We start from the raw sequence: 16,139 nt of genomic DNA, 5'->3' as shown, positions 1-16,139 counted from the left end.
TGTCTGAAGCCGGCTGTCGTGGCTGTTCCCTAAATGACGACGGTGGCTTTCTGGCCCATGGCGGCCTGCACCGCCTTCAGGGGACGGGTGGCGCGCCAGACGTTCTCGACGCGGAACTGTTCGTGGCCGCCGCCGAAGATGGAAAGCTTGGCGTCGATGTCACTGGTGCCGAAACCGAGGAAGCCGAGGGACAGGATTTTGTGTGCGATCAGGTCGTCGCTATAGCGGGCGAGGCGGATATGCAGAACGGACCAGGTTTTTGGCGCGCGTCCCATCGCCGAGCCGAAAAGCTGTACGCGCTCGACCTGGGTGCCGCGCACGCGCAGGAAGCTCATCCGGTCGATGATGAAGACGATCACGAACCAGACGATGAACAGGACCGACGAGACAAGCAGGTAGAAGGCCAGGTTCATGTGCAGCAGGAGGGCCGGAGGAGAGTTCCAAAGGCCGGGAACCTTCATGATGAAATAGGTTGCGACCGCGGCTCCGCCGATCAAGGCGAGCAACAGGAGGGCGTTGACGCCGCGGGCGCGGACACTGGTCGCGACGATCACGAGCAGGAGCAGCAGCGTGAACGACAGGCCGACCCAGGCATCGGGGTGAACGAGAATGGGCTTGGGGCTCTCCGGAAGCATCAGCGGCACGCCCTGGACGTAGGTCAATGCCGCGCAGACGAAGCCGTAGGCCCAGACCGGCCACCAGAAGATGATCGCCGAGTGTCCATAAATGCGGATTTCCGTCGCGTTCTGCGTCGCGGGCGCTGTCGCCTGATCGGGCGTGGCCATGCGAAATCCCTCCCCCTTGTGATACGTGGGCGGACTGTCGCATCGGCTCGCGGCGGCTGTCAACGCGGGGCGCGGAGAATGACGGAGTGGTGACGGGGCTGGCGGACGCGGCTTATGCCTTGCCGGCCACGGTGCCCCAGAGGTCGTAGTCGTCGGCGCTGTCGACGTGGACCTTGACGATGTCGCCGGGCTTCACGTTTTGCTCGCCGTTGAGAAAAACGCTGCCGTCGATCTCGGGCGCATCCCATTTGGAGCGGCCGAGCGCGCCGTCCTCGTCGACTTCGTCGATGATGACGTCGATGGTGGTGCCGACGCGGCTTGCCAGGATTTCCTGCGAGATTTCCTGCTGGGTGGCCATGAAGCGGTGCCAGCGCTCCTCTTTCACTTCCTCCGGCACAGCGCTCTCGATCTCGTTGGCCTTTGCGCCGGAGACGGCTTCATACTTGAAGCAGCCGACGCGGTTGAGCTTCGCTTCGCGGAGCCAATCGAGAAGGAATGTGAAATCTTCCTCGGTCTCGCCGGGGAAGCCGACGATGAAAGTCGAACGAACCGCGAGATCGGGGCAGACCTTGCGCCAGTTGGCAATGCGCTCGGCGGTTTTTTCCTGGTGCGCCGGGCGACGCATTGCTTTCAGAACCGCGGGCGAGGCGTGCTGGAAGGGGATGTCGAGATAAGGAAGGATCTTGCCTTCCGCCATCAGCGGGATGACGTCGTCGACGTGCGGGTAGGGATAGACGTAGTGCATCCGAACCCAGGCGCCGAGCTCGCCCAACGCGCGGGAGAGATCCAGGAACTTCGCCTTCAGCGGCGCGCCCTTCCACTGGCTTTCGGCATATTTGATGTCGAGGCCGTAGGCGCTGGTGTCCTGGCTGATGACGAGCAGCTCTTTGACACCCGCCTTCACGAGGCGTTCGGCTTCCGTCATGACGTGATTGGCGGGGCGGCTCGCGAGGTCGCCGCGGATGCTCGGAATGATGCAGAACGAGCAGCGGTTGTTGCAGCCCTCGGAAATTTTCAGATACGCGTAGTGGCGCGGCGTGAGCCGCAGGCCTTCGGGCGGCACGAGATCGAGATAGGGATCGTGCAGCGGTGGCACCGCGTCGTGCACGGCGGTCACCACCTGTTCGTACTGGTGTGGGCCGGTCACGGAGAGCACGCCGGGGTGGACCTCGCGGATGCGGCCTTCCTCGAGACCCATGCAACCCGTGACGATGACGCGGCCGTTCTCGGCGAGCGCTTCGCCGATGGCATCCAGGCTTTCCTGCTTGGCGCTATCGAGGAAGCCGCAGGTGTTGACGACGACCACGTCGGCGCCGGCATAGTCGGGCGCCACCTGGTAGCCCTCGGAGCGGAGCTTGGTGATGATGCGCTCGCTATCGACGAGGGCCTTCGGGCAGCCAAGCGAGACGAAGCCGACCTTCGGGGCCGGTTTCAGGCTGCGCGGGGGTGCGGTTGGGCTCTGGGTGGCCGGAGTTCTCATTGTCACCGGAGTTCTGGCGGTCATCGGATGCCTTCGGCGGAAAAACGGCCTTCTACCATAGGTTCGCCCGTCGTGTAGCCCATATGCGAAGAGGCCGCAGGGGAGGCAATCTCCCCTGCTTCCCAACACCGCGTTTTCGCTCAGGAAATCCTGTCCGGACGGGCTAATTTGGATTTCGGCCTTAGAGTCCCGCAGCCTTGATGGCGAGCGCCAATCCGGCGGTCAGCGCCAGAACGGCCGGGATGTCCCAATGCCGTTTGAGCAGGACGTATCCCGCGATCACCGACAGGGCCACGACGCGCAGGTCGAGGGACGACAGCGTGGGTGTCCACAGCTTCAGGGGGCCGGCTTCGACAAGGTCCACCTTGGCGAAGAACACATGGAGCGCGAACCAGATTGCGAGGTTCAGTATGACGCCGACGACGGCCGCGGTGATGGCGGTCAGCGCGCCCTTGAGGCGCGGCTGATGCGTCATCCATTCGATGTAGGGAGCGCCGGCAAAGATCCACAGGAAACAAGGGACGAAGGTGGCCCATAGCGCGACGAAGGCGCCAAGCAGACCCATGACGGCCTGCGGCTCGCCGCCGTTGCGATAGGCGGCGAGGTAGCCCACGAATTCCGTCACCAGGATGAGAGGGCCGGGCGTGGTCTCGGCAAGGCCGAGCCCGTCCATCATCGCGCCCGCATCGAGCCAGCCGTAGTGTCCCACGACGTCCTGGCCCATGTAGGCGAGAACGGCGTAGGCGCCGCCGAAGGTGACGACGGCGAGTTTCGAAAACAAGAGGCCGAGCTGGGAAAGGACGTGGTCGCGGCCGAAGGCGGCGGCGCTCGCGGCAAGCGGAACAACCCAGATCACAAGCCAAACGGCAATGGTGCGGAGCGTCTGAGCTGTGGCGATCAGGGGCTGGGCGTAAGCGGTGCTGGCGGAGACGATGTCGCGGGAGACGCGGAAGTAGCCGAACACCGCAGCGGCGAGGACGATCAGCGGAAAGGGTGCGCCCAGGAAGAAAATCGCCACGAACGACAAGCCGGCGATGGCCCAGTGCTCGGTGAGCTTCAAGGCGCGCTTGGCGATGCGCAGCAATGCCTCGACGACGATCACGATGACAGCGGCCTTGATGCCGAGGAACAGCGCTTCGACCACGGGCACGTTGCCGTAGGCCGCGTAGATCATCGACAACGCCAGCACGACGAAGGCGCCCGGCAGTACGAACAGCAGGCCGGCGGCAAGACCGCCCGCAAATCCGTGGAGCCGCCAGCCGACGTACGTCGCAAGCTGCATGGCTTCGGGGCCAGGCAACAGCATGCAGAAGCTCAACGCGCTCAAATAGTGCGGCTCATCTAGCCACTTCTTCTCGTCGACGATCACGCGGTGCATCAGCGCGATCTGCGCGGACGGGCCGCCGAATGAGAGCAGGCCGATGCGGGCGAACGTTCTCAGGGCTTCCTGAAACGACGGAGCAGGCTTCTGGGAGGGCATGGTATCGAAGGTAGAACTTTGTTCGCCGGACATGGCTACTCCTTCAGCCAAGAGGCCGATGGAGCGACGCTTGGGCGAATGCCTGACGGGGCGGTCGCGGTTGGAGCCCCACGGGATAGCTGCAAGATTATCGCGACGGGCGCACGGCCTTCAAGACGCAAACGGCGGATGTCGCGTTGGAATTATTCCGCTCGAACGGAGGCGTTGTCACATTTCATTCGCGTTAGGCGCGATGCGCTCATTCCCCTAGCGCGCGGTGCTTCTATTCACTTTGCGCGCGGTGCGCGACGCCCACCTCGCCGCTCTGCAGCCGGTCGAGATAGGGCCGCATGGCGGCGAAGTAGTTGTCGGCCATTTTGCGCTGGCCGCTCGGGTTGGGATGGGCCCAGTCGAAGGTGTCGGAGTAGGGAAGGCCCGGCCGTTCGTGCCAGTTTTTGTAGTGCAGCACGGTCTCAACTGGAGAGACGGGCGTGCGGGTTTCGCGGGCGACCTGTTCCAGGAGCGGACGAATGGAGCGCGCCTTGCGCCCGTTCGCAAGGATGTGCCCGAGCAGCACGACGACATTCGGGTTTTTCTCGCGCAGCATCGCGACGATGTCCTTCAGCGGCTCGACGATGGCGGTTTGATAGCTGTCGGCTTCCTGGTCGTTGCTGCCGAGATCGATCAAGGCGATGTCCGGCGGGGCCGGATATTTCGACAGCCATTCCTGCAGGTGGTTGCGCACTTCTGCGGTCGTCCAGCCGTAGTGTCCTTCGTGATCGGGATCGAAGGCCACGCCGTTCCGGTCGGGCCAGGTTGCGCTTTCCTCGAGCCCGGCGTGTTGCGAGCCGATGAAGTCGACGTCGTATCCGGCGTCCTTCAGCATGAAGTAGAGCGGATATCGGTAGGTGTATTCGGGGCGGTCGCTGCGGCCGCCTTGGGTGATCGAGTCGCCTAACGGCAGAACGCGTATGGTCCGTGAGCCTTCCTGCTTCGCCATCGCCGCATTCGCTGCCGTTTCCGCAAGCGCGGGGTCCATTGCGGCAAGACCGATCATTGCAGAAGCACACCGAAGGCACGCCCAAAAGGCGGCGGAGATCGAGGTGCTGCGGGGGAGCGGATTTTTTATAGGCATGCTGTGGCTCGAATGCATTCGAGACGCGGGACGCCTTAGCGGCTCCCAAACGACAACGTCGCGTAATCGGCTGTTGCCGTGCCGAGATAACGTGCCGTCAAGGCGAGCCAAGCACGCCGCTCGCGGTCTCAGCCGCTTAATTGTCGGTTTAGGGTTAACTCTGACGACAACGAGGGCGTCTCCAAAACCTAGAGGGCCATCTCCTCCCGCTTCCAGACGAGGCAGGCATTGCGTCCGGAATTCTTGACGCGGTAAAGGGCCTGATCGGCCTCGGCCAGCAGCCCTTCGAGCGACCAGCGCGGGTCATCGGCTACCGTGATCCCGATGCTGACGGTCAGCGCGGTGCGTGCGCCGTTGCCGAGATCGACCGGCTCGCGCTCGAGCTTCGAGCGAATGCGTTCGGCGACCTGTGCGCCACGCTTTTCCGAACAGGACGTGAGAAGAACCGCGAATTCCTCGCCGCCGAGACGGCCGAACAGATCGCTGCTCCGGAGGCATCTCCCCACACGCTTGGCGAAGATAGAGAGCACCTTGTCGCCGCCGGCATGCCCGAAGGTGTCGTTGATGTGCTTGAAGTGGTCGATGTCGAGCATGAGGACACAGGCTGCGCGGTCTCGCGGGAGCTTGGCCAGATAGGCGCTGGTCCGTTCGATGAAGGCGCGGCGCGTGAGGATGCCCGTCAGTGGATCCTGCGTGGCGATGCGCTCGAGCTCCTTCGAGATCTTCTCGCGTTCACTGGCCAGCAGACGGGCGTCGTGGATATCGGTGCTGGTGCCAAACCAGCGGGTGATGCGACCCTGCTCGTTGCGCACCGGCAGCGCCATCACGCGCAGCCAGCGATGTTCGCCCGAGTGGTGGAGATAGCGGTATTCGATGTCGTACGGCGCGCCCGTGCGCAGAGCGGCGCTCCAACAGGTAAAGACGCGCTGCTGATCATCCGGATGGACGAGCTTCTTCCAGGTTTCGGCATGAACCGGGGCTTCCGGCAAGCCGGTGTATTCGTGCCATCGTTTGCTGAAGTAGTCGTGCACGCCTTCGGAATCGCAGCTCCAGACGATTTGCGGAAGGGCTTCCGTAAGGGTTTCGAACTGGAAGCGGCTTTCGTTCAGCGCGGCGGCAGTCTGCATCTGCTCGGTGACGTCGACGATGACGCCGGGAAAGCGTGCGGCCCGGCCCTGCTCGTCATAGACGAGCTTGCCGGCGGCGATGACCCAGCGTTGTTTGCCGTCGCCGTCGATAACGCGATAGCGGATGCGATACGGTTGTCCGGCATCGATGGTTTCTTGCACGGCGCGTTCAACGCGACCGCGGTCGTCGGGGTGGATGGCCTCGATGTAGCGTTCGAGGCTCGGTCCCTTGAGCGCCAGTTTGGGGTCGATTCCGAAGACGTTATCGACTGCCGGGTCGGCGGTGTTGATGTTGGTGCGCAGATCGAGATCCCATACGCCGACCATGCCCGACGCTTCGAGGGCGAGCCTGAAGCGTTCTTCGGATTGCGAGAGCGCCAGCGTTTTATGGATGTGCTCGGTGGTTTCGGAGGCGAGCATCAGGCCGCCCAGCGGTGCGCCGTTGGCATCCACGATGGGGACGACGTCGATGTTGAACCACGCAGTTGATTGGATCGGGGTGGAAAGTGCGTCGGGCAGGCTTTTGAAAGGCTGGTCGCGGACGCTGGTGGTCTTGCCTTCGAGATAGCGTGCGACGACGGATGCAAAGAAGCTTGCGGCGTCAGGCCGTATGTCGGCTGCCGGCTTGCCGAGCGCGGCGGCGCTGTCGCCCAGGATCGCGCGGGCGGCGTTGTTGGAAATCAAGAGGCCGGCGGGCCCGATGAGGACAGCCATCGGAGACGACGAAAGCAACGCACTTCGGACGGCGCTTTTAAGCGCTTCGGGCCATTGCGCGAATGCGCCTACGCTTGTCTTCGACCAGTCGAAGGCCATGACGGCGGCGAGTGGCTCGGCCGCGAGGCACGTGGACTGGGACAACGCCCGAGCGCTGCGGCCGGAGGAGGCCAGCATGCGGATCTCTCCCTCTTCTCTTTTCTCGATCGAGGCCGATCCGCTCCGATGCTGCGCTAAGGAATGGAGCTGGCGGCCATCAAGATCTCGATCGTTCGATCCTCAGCAGGGTGATCTTCGGAGGTTAATCGTTTCGGAAGACCCTGCAGGTGAACACCTGTTCCCCGGTCACTTACGGTGACGTGGTGAACGAGGATGGTTCAGGCTCGAGAAAATTTTATCGATTTCCTGCCGCGCCATGCGCGTAGGGCATTGGCGCGAGCCAAGCGCTTGAGGCGTCACAGCCCATCACGAAAGATGCGCGGCGTAGCTCAATGCGGAATGGTGATAGCGCACCTGCTCGCCGTCGACCCGATGAACGACGAGTTCGACGCGATGGCGGTGGGCGAGTGCGCGCCCATAAGCTTCGGCGATCGCGCGCCTACGAAAGTTTGCGAGTGGCGTGCTCGCTTCTTCGGAACGTTGGACGACCCAGCCTGAGCCGTCCTGGTGCGTGACGTGGATGTCTTCTTTCATCAATCACCTCCAGACGCCGCATTGGTCCGTTTAAAGGGATAGCGCTCATCTGCGTAGAGATTTTTGATGTCATTACTATCAAATCGTTCCTCGTCGACCTCCAGGATCGCTCCCATGAGGAGGGCGGGATCGAGTTCTTCGATAGCGTAACGGAGGGCGTCTGCCGCGGTATTGAACTTCTTGTATGACACCGCCAGTCGCTTCATGCCGCGGGCCCGTGCCGGGAACAGCTCTGCTTCTGCCGTATAATCAAACATGCTCATTACTTTTCCTGCTATCGCCTCGTCAGTTCGCTTTCCTTCGCCACGCGTTCGAAGTGCTCGGCTGCCGATTTGATGCGGTACTTGATTTCGCCGCCTTCCGTGGGAAGAGGCCGAACCACCGTGTACTTCGACGCGCCCAGCACGGTTCCCTTGGGAGGCGAGTAGTGGACGTCCTGGCCGGTTTTGTATTTGTGCGGGGGCATTCAGTTCTCCGATGAAGAGGATGTATGGCGCGGACGGACCTTCCGGTTGCGAAGGCCCAGTCGATCGTGCTTGCGATCGTTTTCAGCTCTGGCGCGGAGCAGATCTTCTGGCGCAACGCCACTCTGGGCGGCGGCGGTTGATACATGATCCAGCCAAAGCTTGGTCATGGCCGTGTCGAGCAACTCGAGCGCTTCGAGGCTCAATCCTTCAGGTTTTTGAATGAACGGCACGCACGACTCCTCGCTATAGGCGGGAGCGCTGCGCATCTCTCAGTCATCGTCGGCCATGGCAATCAAACGATGATGGACTCACTATGCGCCCCCGTCACCGCAATGTCGAACTTATTGCATGCGGGTGCAGGCAAGGCGCGTTTACCAATCCGAATTACTTCAGGATTTTGGTGTCACGACTTGGTTCTGACGTAACTTCCCGGCGCGTCCTCTATCGGGCCGAGCTTCTCGCCCGGCTCGCGCGGGATGGTCCAGCCGCCGGAATGCTTGTTCAGCCATTCCATCCAATAAGGCCACCAGGAGCCGGGGTGCTCCTTGGCCATGCCGATCCATTCTTCAAGCGTATCGGCTGCCGCTTTGTTGGCGGTCCAGTACTGATACTTCATCTTGTCGGGCGGATTGACGACGCCCGCAATGTGGCCCGAGCCCGCCAGCACGAATTCGACCGGGCCGCCGAGCAGCTTGGAGCCGATGAACACCGACTTCGCCGGGGCGATGTGGTCTTCCTTGGTTGCCACCTCGAATACCGGCAGCTTGATCTTCTTGAGATCGAGCTTGACGCCGGCGAGGCTCATCTCGCCCTTGGCGAGTTTGTTCTCGTTGTAGAATTCGCGCAGATAGAAGGCGTGGTTGGCCGCAGCCATGCGCGTCGAGTCCTGGTTCCAATACAGGAGATCGAACGGGAACGGCTTCTTGCCGAGCAGGTAGTTATTGACGATGTACGGCCAGATCAGGTCGCGCGGACGCATCATGTTGAAGACGTTGGCCATGCGCGAGCCATCGAGGAAGCCGCGCTCGGACATCATCTCCTGCAGCGAAGTCAGCTGGTCGTCGTTGGTGAAGAGCAGGAGGTCGCCGGCTTTCGAGAAATCGAGCTGCGTGGTGAGGAATGTCACCGCGCGGAACGGCTCTTCGCCGCGGGCGGCGAGATAGGCGAGCGTGCTCCCGAGAAGCGTGCCGCCGACGCAGTAGCCGACAACGTTCGACTTCTCGACGCCGGTCTCACGCTTGACCGCGTCGGCCGCGGTCAGGATGCCTTCGAGCATGTAGTCCTCGAAGGTTTTGTGGGAGAGGCGTTCGTCCGGGTTCACCCACGAGATGACGAATACCGTAAAGCCCTGATCGACGGCGTACTTGAGCAGGCTCTTGGGTGGCGTGAGATCGAGGATGTAATACTTGTTGATCCACGGCGGGATCACCAGCAGCGGCACCTCGCGCACCTTGTCGGTGGTCGGCGTGTACTGGATCAACTGGAAGACGTCGTTTTCGAAAACGACTTTTCCGGGCGTCGTCGCGAGATTCTTGCCGACCTCGAAGGCGGTGGTGTCGGTCTGGCTGATCTTCAGCAGATCGCCGGACTTCTCCATATCGTGCGCGAGATGGGCCATGCCCTGCACGAGGTTTTTCGCATTGGTGGCGAAGGTCTCGCGGACGACCTCCGGATTGGTCATCGGGAAGTTCGAGGGCGAAAGCGCGCTCGAGAGCTGGCGCAGATAGAACTCGGCCTTGTGGCGTTCGTGCTCATCCAGTCCTTCGGTCTGCTGGAGAACGTCTTCGGCCCAATGGGTCGTCAGCAGGTAGGCCTGCTTCCAGAAATCGAAATAGGGGTTCGACGACCACTCCGAATCCTTGAAGCGGTTGTCGGAGGGTTCCGGCTCGGCGACGGGGGCGACTTTTTCACCGAGCAGCCGGCGAATCGCGTTGTTCCAGAGCTCGAGATAGGAGCTGACGAGGGTGCCCTGGGCTTCCGCCAGGCGCGCGGGGTCGTTGAGCCAGACGCGGGCGATGTCGGTCAGCGTCTTGGTGGCCTCGTTGACTTCGCTGGCCGCGGAAAAAGGGCTGATCTTGGCATCCGGCCGCTCGAGAAGCTCGGACAGGGCTCGCCCGCCTTCCTCGAAAAAGCGCATTATGTTGTGCGCGAACTCTTCGGGGTTTTCGATCCGGTAGGGGGTGGTGGCGGGCTTTGTGATCGTCTCGGTCATGGACACCAGGATAGGGGGTACTTGTGACAACGCATAGTAGGATGAAAGTGGGGACTTACATAAGCCGCGAGATGTGCACAGTTGACGCCAGTCGGGCGGTTCTGCCTCTGGACGTTGGTGCCTCGGATGGCGTAAATACTTAGAGTTATAGACCCCTGTTTCGTCGTGAACTCCTGGATGGCGGCCTCGCGCAAGAGGCAGCCTCACGACGTAGGGTCGCAACAGCCAAGAGACGCCCGTGATTGACCATTTTCACCGCATCAAGCGCTTGCCGCCCTATGTTTTTGCCGAAGTGAACCGCCTCAAGGCCGGTGCGCGAGCGCGGGGCGCGGACATCATCGATCTCGGCATGGGTAACCCCGATCTGCCGACGCCGCAGCACATCATCGACAAGCTTGTCGAAACGGTGGCCAAGCCGCGCACCCATCGCTATTCGGCCTCCAAAGGCATCCCTGGGTTGCGCCGCGCGCAGGCCGCCTATTACGAGCGCCGGTTCGGCGTGAAGCTCAACCCCGAAACGCAAGTGGTGGCGACGCTCGGCTCGAAGGAAGGCTTCGCCAACATGGCGCAGGCGATCACCGCGCCCGGCGACGTGATCATCGTTCCGAACCCGACCTATCCGATTCATGAATTCGGATTCCTGATCTCGGGCGCCTCGATGCGTCACGTGAAGGCGGGCAACGGCGAGGATTTCCTGCGCGCGGTCGAGCACGCCGTGCGTCATTCCATTCCGAAGCCGCTCGCGGTGGTGCTGTCGTATCCGTCGAACCCGACGGCGATGACGGCCTCTCTCGACTTCTACAAAGAAGCCGTCGCGCTCGCGAAGAAGCTCGATCTCATCATCCTGTCGGATCTCGCGTATTCGGAAATCTACTTCGACGATAATCCGCCGCCCTCGGTGCTCGAAGTGCCGGGCGCCATCGACATCACGGTCGAGTTCACGTCGTTGTCCAAGACTTACAACATGCCCGGCTGGCGCATGGGGTTCGCGGTCGGCAACGAGCGGCTGATCGGTGCACTCGCGCGCGTCAAATCGTATCTCGACTACGGTGCGTTCACGCCGATCCAGGTTGCGGCCGCAGCGGCCCTCAACGGATCGCAGGACTGCGTCGAGGAGATTCGCCGCACTTACAATAGCCGCCGCGACTGTCTGGTCGAGGCTTTCGGACGGGCCGGTTTCCCGGTGCCGCCGCCGCCGGCCACCATGTTCGCGTGGTGCCCGATTCCGGAGCCGTTCCGGGCGCTGGGTTCGGTGGAGTTCGCTAAGCTCTTGATTGAGAAAGCGGATGTAGCCGTTTCTCCGGGGCTCGGCTTCGGCGAATATGGCGAGGGCTTCGTGCGTATCGCGCTGGTCGAGAACGAGCACCGCATCCGGCAGGCGGCGCGCTCGATCAAGAAGTTTCTCGCCCAGAGCCCGGAAACGATGCATAACGTCATCCCCATTCCGCAAAAAGCAAGCGGCTAGCCCTTAAGCATCTGATCCAGCCCAAGAATTAACCCATGTCAGAGCCTTTGACCCTCGGCGTTGCCGGACTTGGCACCGTCGGCATGGGTCTCATTCAACTGCTTTCCGCCCACGCGCCGCGTCTCGAGAAGATGCTTGGCCGTCCGATCACCGTTGTCGGCGTTTCCGCGCGCTCGCGCGACAAGGCGCGGGGGGCCGGATTTGGCGATGTGCGCTGGTTCGACGATCCCGTCGCGCTGGCCAAGGATCCTTCGATTTCCGTCTTCGTCGAGCTGATCGGCGGGGAAGAGGGTGTGGCCAAGACGGCGGTTGAAACGGCTCTCAAGGCCAAGAAGCACGTCGTCACGGCGAACAAGGCCCTGTTGGCAAAGCACGGCGTCGCGCTCGCGCGGCTTGCCGAGGAGAACGGCGTCGCGCTCAACTTCGAAGCTGCGGTGGCCGGCGGCATTCCGATCATCAAGATGCTGCGCGAGGCGCTGGCCGCCAACGAGGTGCGCCGCGTCTATGGCATCCTGAATGGCACCTGCAACTTCATTCTCTCGAAGATGACCGACGAGAAGCGGGCCTTCTCTGATGCGCTCAAGGAAGCGCAGGAGCGTGGCTACGCGGAAGCGGATCCGACCTTCGACATCGGCGGTTTCGATGCGGCGCACAAGCTGTCGCTGCTGACGTGCCTCGCGTTCGGGACCACGCTGGCGTTCGACCAGATCCAGGTGGAAGGCATCGAGCACGTCACCACCGCCGACATCGAGGCGGCGACCGAGCTCGGGTACTGCATCAAGCTGCTCGGCGTTGCGACGCAGACCGACAAAGGCATCGAAGCGCGCGTGACGCCGGTGCTCGTCGCCGAGGAATCGGCGCTGGCCGAGGTTTCGGGCGTGACCAACTGCGTCGGCATCGACGGCGATTTCGTCGGTAACCTGCTGCTCGTGGGCCCGGGGGCGGGCGCCAATCCGACGGCTTCGGCGGTGGCGAGCGACATCGTCGATATCGCGCGCGGGCTCGTGATGCCGCCGTTCATCCGGCCGACCTCGTCGCTGGCTCCGGTCAACAAAGCCAACATCGACGGCGGGGTTGGAAATTTCTACGTGCGTCTTTCGGTTTACGATCGCCCCGGCGCGATGGCCGCGATCATGACGCGCATGAGCAACGAGAACGTATCGCTCGAAAGCATCGTTCAGAAGCGGCCGGGTGCGGTGCATCCTGGCCAGGCTTGGGAACCGCCGCCCGGTGCGGCGGAGCCGGCGGCCAATGTTATACTGATTACCCATGACACCACCGAGCTTGCGATGCGCAAGGCACTCCGTGCTATCGAGAGCGACGGTAAGGTCACGGAGCGACCGCAGATGATCCGGATCGAGGATCTCTAAAGAGACTCGGGGCGAGGACGAAATTGGGCCAAGAGGACGGCATGGCAAAGGATAACGGCGAGGTCGGTTTGGACCGCATGCTCGTGCTCGAGGTGGCGCGAGTGACGGAAGCTGCGGCACTCGCGGCGGCGCGGCTCAGCGGACGCGGCAACGAGAAGGCCGCCGACAAGGCTGCGGTCGATGCGATGCGCCACGAACTCGGGCGCGTCTCGTTGCGCGGCACGGTCGTGATCGGTGAAGGCGAGATGGACGAAGCGCCGATGCTCTACATCGGCGAAGTCGTCGGCAACGGCACCGGACCCGAGGTCGACATCGCCGTCGATCCGCTCGAAGGCACTACGATCTGCGCCAAGCTGATGCCGAATGCGCTGGCGGTTCTCGCGATCTCGGAGCGGGGTGGCCTGCTGCACGCGCCGGACATGTATATGAACAAGATCGCGATCGGCCCGGGCTATCCCGAAGGCGTCGTCGATCTCGACGCGCCGGTCGCGCAGAACCTGGAGGCGCTGGCCAAAGCCAAGGGCGTGCCGATCAGCGGCATCACCGCCTGCATTCTCGATCGCCCGCGCCATGCCGAGCTGATCCGCTCGGTGCGCGAAGCCGGAGCGGCCGTCCAGCTCATTCCCGACGGCGATATCGCGGGCGTCATCTGGACCACCGATCCCGAGGAAACCGGCATCGACATCTACATGGGTTCGGGTGGTGCGCCCGAGGGCGTGCTGGCCGCTGCTGCGCTGCGTTGCATCGGTGGGCAGATCCAGGGCCGGCTGATGCCCTCCAACGACGACGAGCGCGACCGCGCGCGCAAGATGGGCATCACCGACATCAGAAAGAAGCTCAAGCTCGAGGACATGGCGTCCTCGGACGTGATCTTCGCCGCAACAGGCGTGACCAGCGGATCGCTGCTTGAGGGCGTGAAGTTCCGTGGCCAGACGGCGGAAACCGAAACGCTCATCATGCGCTCCAAGACCGGCACCGTGCGCCGGATCAAGAGCCGCTTCCGCGACGTGGGCAAGCATCTGCTCGCCCAGACCCGCGACTGATCACATCCAGGATTTTTATCCGGCTGCGGGAAGAGCGCCGTTACTTGGCTTCGAGCTTGAAGCCGGGGACGTCGATCTTTACCGTGGTCTGCTGGCTCTCGTAATAAAGATAGCCGAGCACGGCGACGCCGATCAGCAGCAGGGCGATGATGATGTTCTTGGAGTCCATGGGTCCCCTTGGGCCTTATCTGTGACACTCCTGCACCTCTGCCACAGGCGGCGCATCCGGACAAGCTTGACCTGTGGATGACGGGGTCGGAGGGGTCGCTCCGCGCCCAATCTCCTGGGATTCTGCGTCTTTGGTGCGAATCGGTGCGGGGGTATCCGGGACATGACGGCAGTTCGCAAGGCGCGTCTCGATCTCAAGGACGCGGCGCCCGCCGAAGCGGCGTTTCTCGGCGTCGTGCAATCGGCCCGCCGCTATCGATGGGTCGAGACGATCGATCCTTCCCGGGTGAAGGACGCGATTGCGATCAGCCAGCAGCATGGGCTGCCGGAGCTGCTCGGGCGGGTGCTGGCCGCACGCGGCGTCGGGCTCGACGACGTGCCGGTGTTTCTCGATCCGACCATCAAGGTGCTAATGCCGGATCCGTCGTCGCTCACGGACATGGACAAGGCGGCGCGCAGGCTCGCGGACGCGATCGTCAAGCGCGAGCCGGTCGCGATCTTCGGCGACTACGACGTGGACGGCGCCTGCTCGTCGGCGCTAGTTGCGCGCTTTCTCGCCCATCACGACGTGCCGAGCCGGATCTACATTCCCGATCGCCTGACCGAGGGCTACGGCCCGAACGCGGCAGCAATCCAGCAGCTCATCGGCGAAGGCGCGAAGCTGATCGTCACGGTCGACTGCGGCACCACCAGCGTCGACGTGCTCGCGGAAGCGGGAAAGCGCGGCGTCGATGTGGTCGTCATCGATCACCATCAGGCCGACGAGGTGCTGCCGGCGGTGCATGCGCTGGTCAACCCGAACCGGCTCGACGACATCTCGGGACAGGGCCATCTCTGCGCGGCGGGCGTGGTGTTCCTGGTGCTGGTGGCAACGGTGCGCGAGCTTCGGCGGCGCGACTTCTACGGCGATTTGCGGGAGCCGCAGCTGATCGGCGATCTCGATCTCGTGGCGCTTGCAACGGTCGCCGACGTGGTGCCGCTCAAGGGGCTAAACCGAGCCTATGTCACCAAGGGGCTCGCGGTCATGCGCAGCCGCGAGAACGTCGGGCTACGCGCACTGCAGGATGCGGCGGGGCTCAGCGAGGCGCCAACTGCCTATCATCTGGGTTTCATTCTCGGCCCGCGCATCAATGCGGGCGGGCGCATCGGCGATGCGGGGCTCGGCGCGAAGCTGCTTTCGACGGATAGCGAAGGCGAGGCGGTCAAGATCGCGGCGATCCTCGATCGGCTGAACAAGGAGCGCAAGGAGATCGAGCAGGCGGCGCTCGAAGAGGCCACGTCCATGGCCGACCGGCTGCTCGACGAAACGCCGGACCTGAGCGTCGTGATGGTTGGATCGCCCGAATGGCACAAGGGCGTCGTCGGTCTGATCGCGAGCCGGATCACCGAGCGTTTCAAGCGGCCGTCGTGCGTCATCGCGTGGGAAAAGAATGGCGGGAGCGGCGTGGTAACGGGCACAGGCTCGCTGCGCTCGGTTGCGGGTATCGACATCGGTACGGCGGTTCGCCACGCGGTCGCGGCGGGGCTTCTCGTCAAGGGCGGCGGGCACGCGATGGCGGCGGGCCTGACGGTCGCTCAGGACAGACACGACGACCTCGCGAAGTTTTTCGCTACCGAACTCAAGGGGGCGGCGGCGCGTCTCGCCGAGAGGGCTACGCTTGCTGTCGACGGGGCGCTGACGCCTTCGGCCGCGTCGGACGCGCTCGTGGATCTGTTGGGACGCGCTGGGCCCTTTGGCCAGGGCAATCCGCAGCCGCGCTTTGCGTTTCCGGCCCACCGGGTGAAGTTTGCCAAGCCCGTGGGGACCGCTCACATCCGCTGCGTGCTGGAGGCGGGGGACGGGTCGCGGCTCGATGCGGTGGCGTTTCGCGCGGCCGGGCAGCCGCTTGGCGACCTGCTGATGGAAGCCTCGGGTGGGCTTCCCCTGCACGTGGTGGGGCAACTCAAGCGCGACACCTGGGGCGGGCGGAACCGGATCGAGCTTCAGATCGAGGATGCGGCCGATCCGCGGAAGCAATAGC

14 protein-coding genes are annotated in these 16,139 nt (G+C 63.4%); 4 read left to right on the top strand and 10 right to left on the bottom strand.

Going from position 1 to position 16,139, the window contains the following annotated elements; genetic code table 11:
• Window positions 1–29 precede the first annotated feature (29 nt).
• The 9 genes from RCO24_RS16025 to RCO24_RS15985 all read right to left on the bottom strand — a co-directional run bounded on the left by RCO24_RS16025 (window position 30) and on the right by RCO24_RS15985 (window position 10,072).
• Window positions 30–785 carry a hypothetical protein gene (locus tag RCO24_RS16025; RefSeq protein WP_308963517.1) on the bottom strand — a complete coding sequence of 252 codons (756 nt, stop codon included), beginning with the start codon at window positions 783–785 and terminating at the stop codon, window positions 30–32.
• A gap of 112 nt (window positions 786–897) precedes the next feature.
• Window positions 898–2,265 (bottom strand): 30S ribosomal protein S12 methylthiotransferase RimO, encoded by a 1,368-nt coding sequence (gene rimO, locus RCO24_RS16020; protein ID WP_308963564.1) that lies wholly within the window; start codon window positions 2,263–2,265, stop codon window positions 898–900.
• 181 nt (window positions 2,266–2,446) lie between these two features.
• Window positions 2,447–3,778, bottom strand: coding sequence for a chromate efflux transporter (gene chrA / locus RCO24_RS16015; protein WP_308963515.1), 1,332 nt, complete (start codon window positions 3,776–3,778; stop codon window positions 2,447–2,449).
• A gap of 229 nt (window positions 3,779–4,007) precedes the next feature.
• The gene (locus RCO24_RS16010) at window positions 4,008–4,781 is read right to left on the bottom strand and encodes a GDSL-type esterase/lipase family protein (RefSeq protein WP_308963514.1); all 774 of its coding nucleotides are present in this window, start codon (window positions 4,779–4,781) and stop codon (window positions 4,008–4,010) included.
• 266 nt (window positions 4,782–5,047) lie between these two features.
• Complete coding sequence (locus RCO24_RS16005; RefSeq protein ID WP_308963513.1) at window positions 5,048–6,877, bottom strand: diguanylate cyclase; 1,830 nt, start codon at window positions 6,875–6,877, stop codon at window positions 5,048–5,050.
• Window positions 6,878–7,165: 288 nt separating this feature from the next.
• A complete protein-coding gene (locus RCO24_RS16000; RefSeq protein WP_308963512.1) occupies window positions 7,166–7,393 on the bottom strand; it encodes a DUF2188 domain-containing protein in 228 nt (75 codons plus the stop codon).
• Window positions 7,393–7,656, bottom strand: a complete 264-nt coding sequence (locus tag RCO24_RS15995) for a hypothetical protein (protein WP_308963511.1) — start codon at window positions 7,654–7,656, stop codon at window positions 7,393–7,395. Before RCO24_RS15995 ends, RCO24_RS16000 begins: the two co-directional genes overlap by 1 nt.
• Window positions 7,657–7,667: 11 nt before the next feature.
• The gene (locus tag RCO24_RS15990) at window positions 7,668–7,859 is read right to left on the bottom strand and encodes a hypothetical protein (RefSeq protein WP_308963510.1); all 192 of its coding nucleotides are present in this window, start codon (window positions 7,857–7,859) and stop codon (window positions 7,668–7,670) included.
• 404 nt (window positions 7,860–8,263) lie between these two features.
• A complete protein-coding gene (locus RCO24_RS15985; RefSeq protein ID WP_308963509.1) occupies window positions 8,264–10,072 on the bottom strand; it encodes a class I poly(R)-hydroxyalkanoic acid synthase in 1,809 nt (602 codons plus the stop codon).
• 241 nt (window positions 10,073–10,313) lie between these two features.
• On the opposite strand from RCO24_RS15985, the gene RCO24_RS15980 reads away from it, so the two are divergent.
• Genes RCO24_RS15980 through glpX form a run of 3 tightly spaced genes read left to right on the top strand, consistent with a single transcriptional unit; the run spans window position 10,314 to window position 13,950 of the window.
• Window positions 10,314–11,537: an LL-diaminopimelate aminotransferase gene (locus tag RCO24_RS15980; protein WP_374990973.1), complete on the top strand. Its 1,224-nt coding sequence runs from the start codon at window positions 10,314–10,316 to the stop codon at window positions 11,535–11,537.
• 35 nt (window positions 11,538–11,572) lie between these two features.
• A complete protein-coding gene (locus RCO24_RS15975; protein ID WP_308963507.1) occupies window positions 11,573–12,907 on the top strand; it encodes a homoserine dehydrogenase in 1,335 nt (444 codons plus the stop codon).
• 41 nt (window positions 12,908–12,948) lie between these two features.
• Entirely contained in the window at window positions 12,949–13,950 is a 1,002-nt protein-coding gene (gene glpX / locus RCO24_RS15970) for a class II fructose-bisphosphatase (protein WP_308963505.1), read from the top strand.
• Between the two features lie 40 nt (window positions 13,951–13,990).
• Here glpX and RCO24_RS15965 read toward each other — a convergent pair whose 3' ends face one another.
• Window positions 13,991–14,119: a hypothetical protein gene (locus RCO24_RS15965; RefSeq protein ID WP_308963503.1), complete on the bottom strand. Its 129-nt coding sequence runs from the start codon at window positions 14,117–14,119 to the stop codon at window positions 13,991–13,993.
• 162 nt (window positions 14,120–14,281) lie between these two features.
• Here RCO24_RS15965 and recJ point away from each other — a divergent pair, with 162 nt between their 5' ends.
• Window positions 14,282–16,138 (top strand): single-stranded-DNA-specific exonuclease RecJ, encoded by a 1,857-nt coding sequence (gene recJ / locus RCO24_RS15960; RefSeq protein WP_308963502.1) that lies wholly within the window; start codon window positions 14,282–14,284, stop codon window positions 16,136–16,138.
• Window position 16,139: the final 1 nt, after the last annotated feature.

The sequence above is a fragment of the Hyphomicrobium sp. LHD-15 genome (assembly GCF_031157355.1).
GTDB lineage: Bacteria > Pseudomonadota > Alphaproteobacteria > Rhizobiales > Hyphomicrobiaceae > Hyphomicrobium_C.
Note: the sequence above shows the minus strand (reverse complement) of the source record. Positions and strands in the feature narration are given on the sequence as shown.

What these genes read in the sequence shown, in the direction of transcription:
- RCO24_RS16000 (WP_308963512.1), bottom strand. Translation starts at nt 7,393, where the DNA reads ATGAAAGAAGACATCCACGTCACGCACCAGGACGGCTCAGGCTGGGTC.
- RCO24_RS15990 (WP_308963510.1), bottom strand. Translation starts at nt 7,859, where the DNA reads ATGCCCCCGCACAAATACAAAACCGGCCAGGACGTCCACTACTCGCCT.
- RCO24_RS15975 (WP_308963507.1), top strand. Translation starts at nt 11,573, where the DNA reads ATGTCAGAGCCTTTGACCCTCGGCGTTGCCGGACTTGGCACCGTCGGC.
- RCO24_RS16005 (WP_308963513.1), bottom strand. Translation starts at nt 6,877, where the DNA reads ATGCTGGCCTCCTCCGGCCGCAGCGCTCGGGCGTTGTCCCAGTCCACG.
- RCO24_RS15985 (WP_308963509.1), bottom strand. Translation starts at nt 10,072, where the DNA reads ATGACCGAGACGATCACAAAGCCCGCCACCACCCCCTACCGGATCGAA.
- RCO24_RS16025 (WP_308963517.1), bottom strand. Translation starts at nt 785, where the DNA reads ATGGCCACGCCCGATCAGGCGACAGCGCCCGCGACGCAGAACGCGACG.
- glpX (WP_308963505.1), top strand. Translation starts at nt 12,949, where the DNA reads ATGGCAAAGGATAACGGCGAGGTCGGTTTGGACCGCATGCTCGTGCTC.
- chrA (WP_308963515.1), bottom strand. Translation starts at nt 3,778, where the DNA reads ATGTCCGGCGAACAAAGTTCTACCTTCGATACCATGCCCTCCCAGAAG.
- RCO24_RS15965 (WP_308963503.1), bottom strand. Translation starts at nt 14,119, where the DNA reads ATGGACTCCAAGAACATCATCATCGCCCTGCTGCTGATCGGCGTCGCC.
- recJ (WP_308963502.1), top strand. Translation starts at nt 14,282, where the DNA reads ATGACGGCAGTTCGCAAGGCGCGTCTCGATCTCAAGGACGCGGCGCCC.
- RCO24_RS16010 (WP_308963514.1), bottom strand. Translation starts at nt 4,781, where the DNA reads ATGATCGGTCTTGCCGCAATGGACCCCGCGCTTGCGGAAACGGCAGCG.
- RCO24_RS15995 (WP_308963511.1), bottom strand. Translation starts at nt 7,656, where the DNA reads ATGAGCATGTTTGATTATACGGCAGAAGCAGAGCTGTTCCCGGCACGG.
- rimO (WP_308963564.1), bottom strand. Translation starts at nt 2,265, where the DNA reads ATGAGAACTCCGGCCACCCAGAGCCCAACCGCACCCCCGCGCAGCCTG.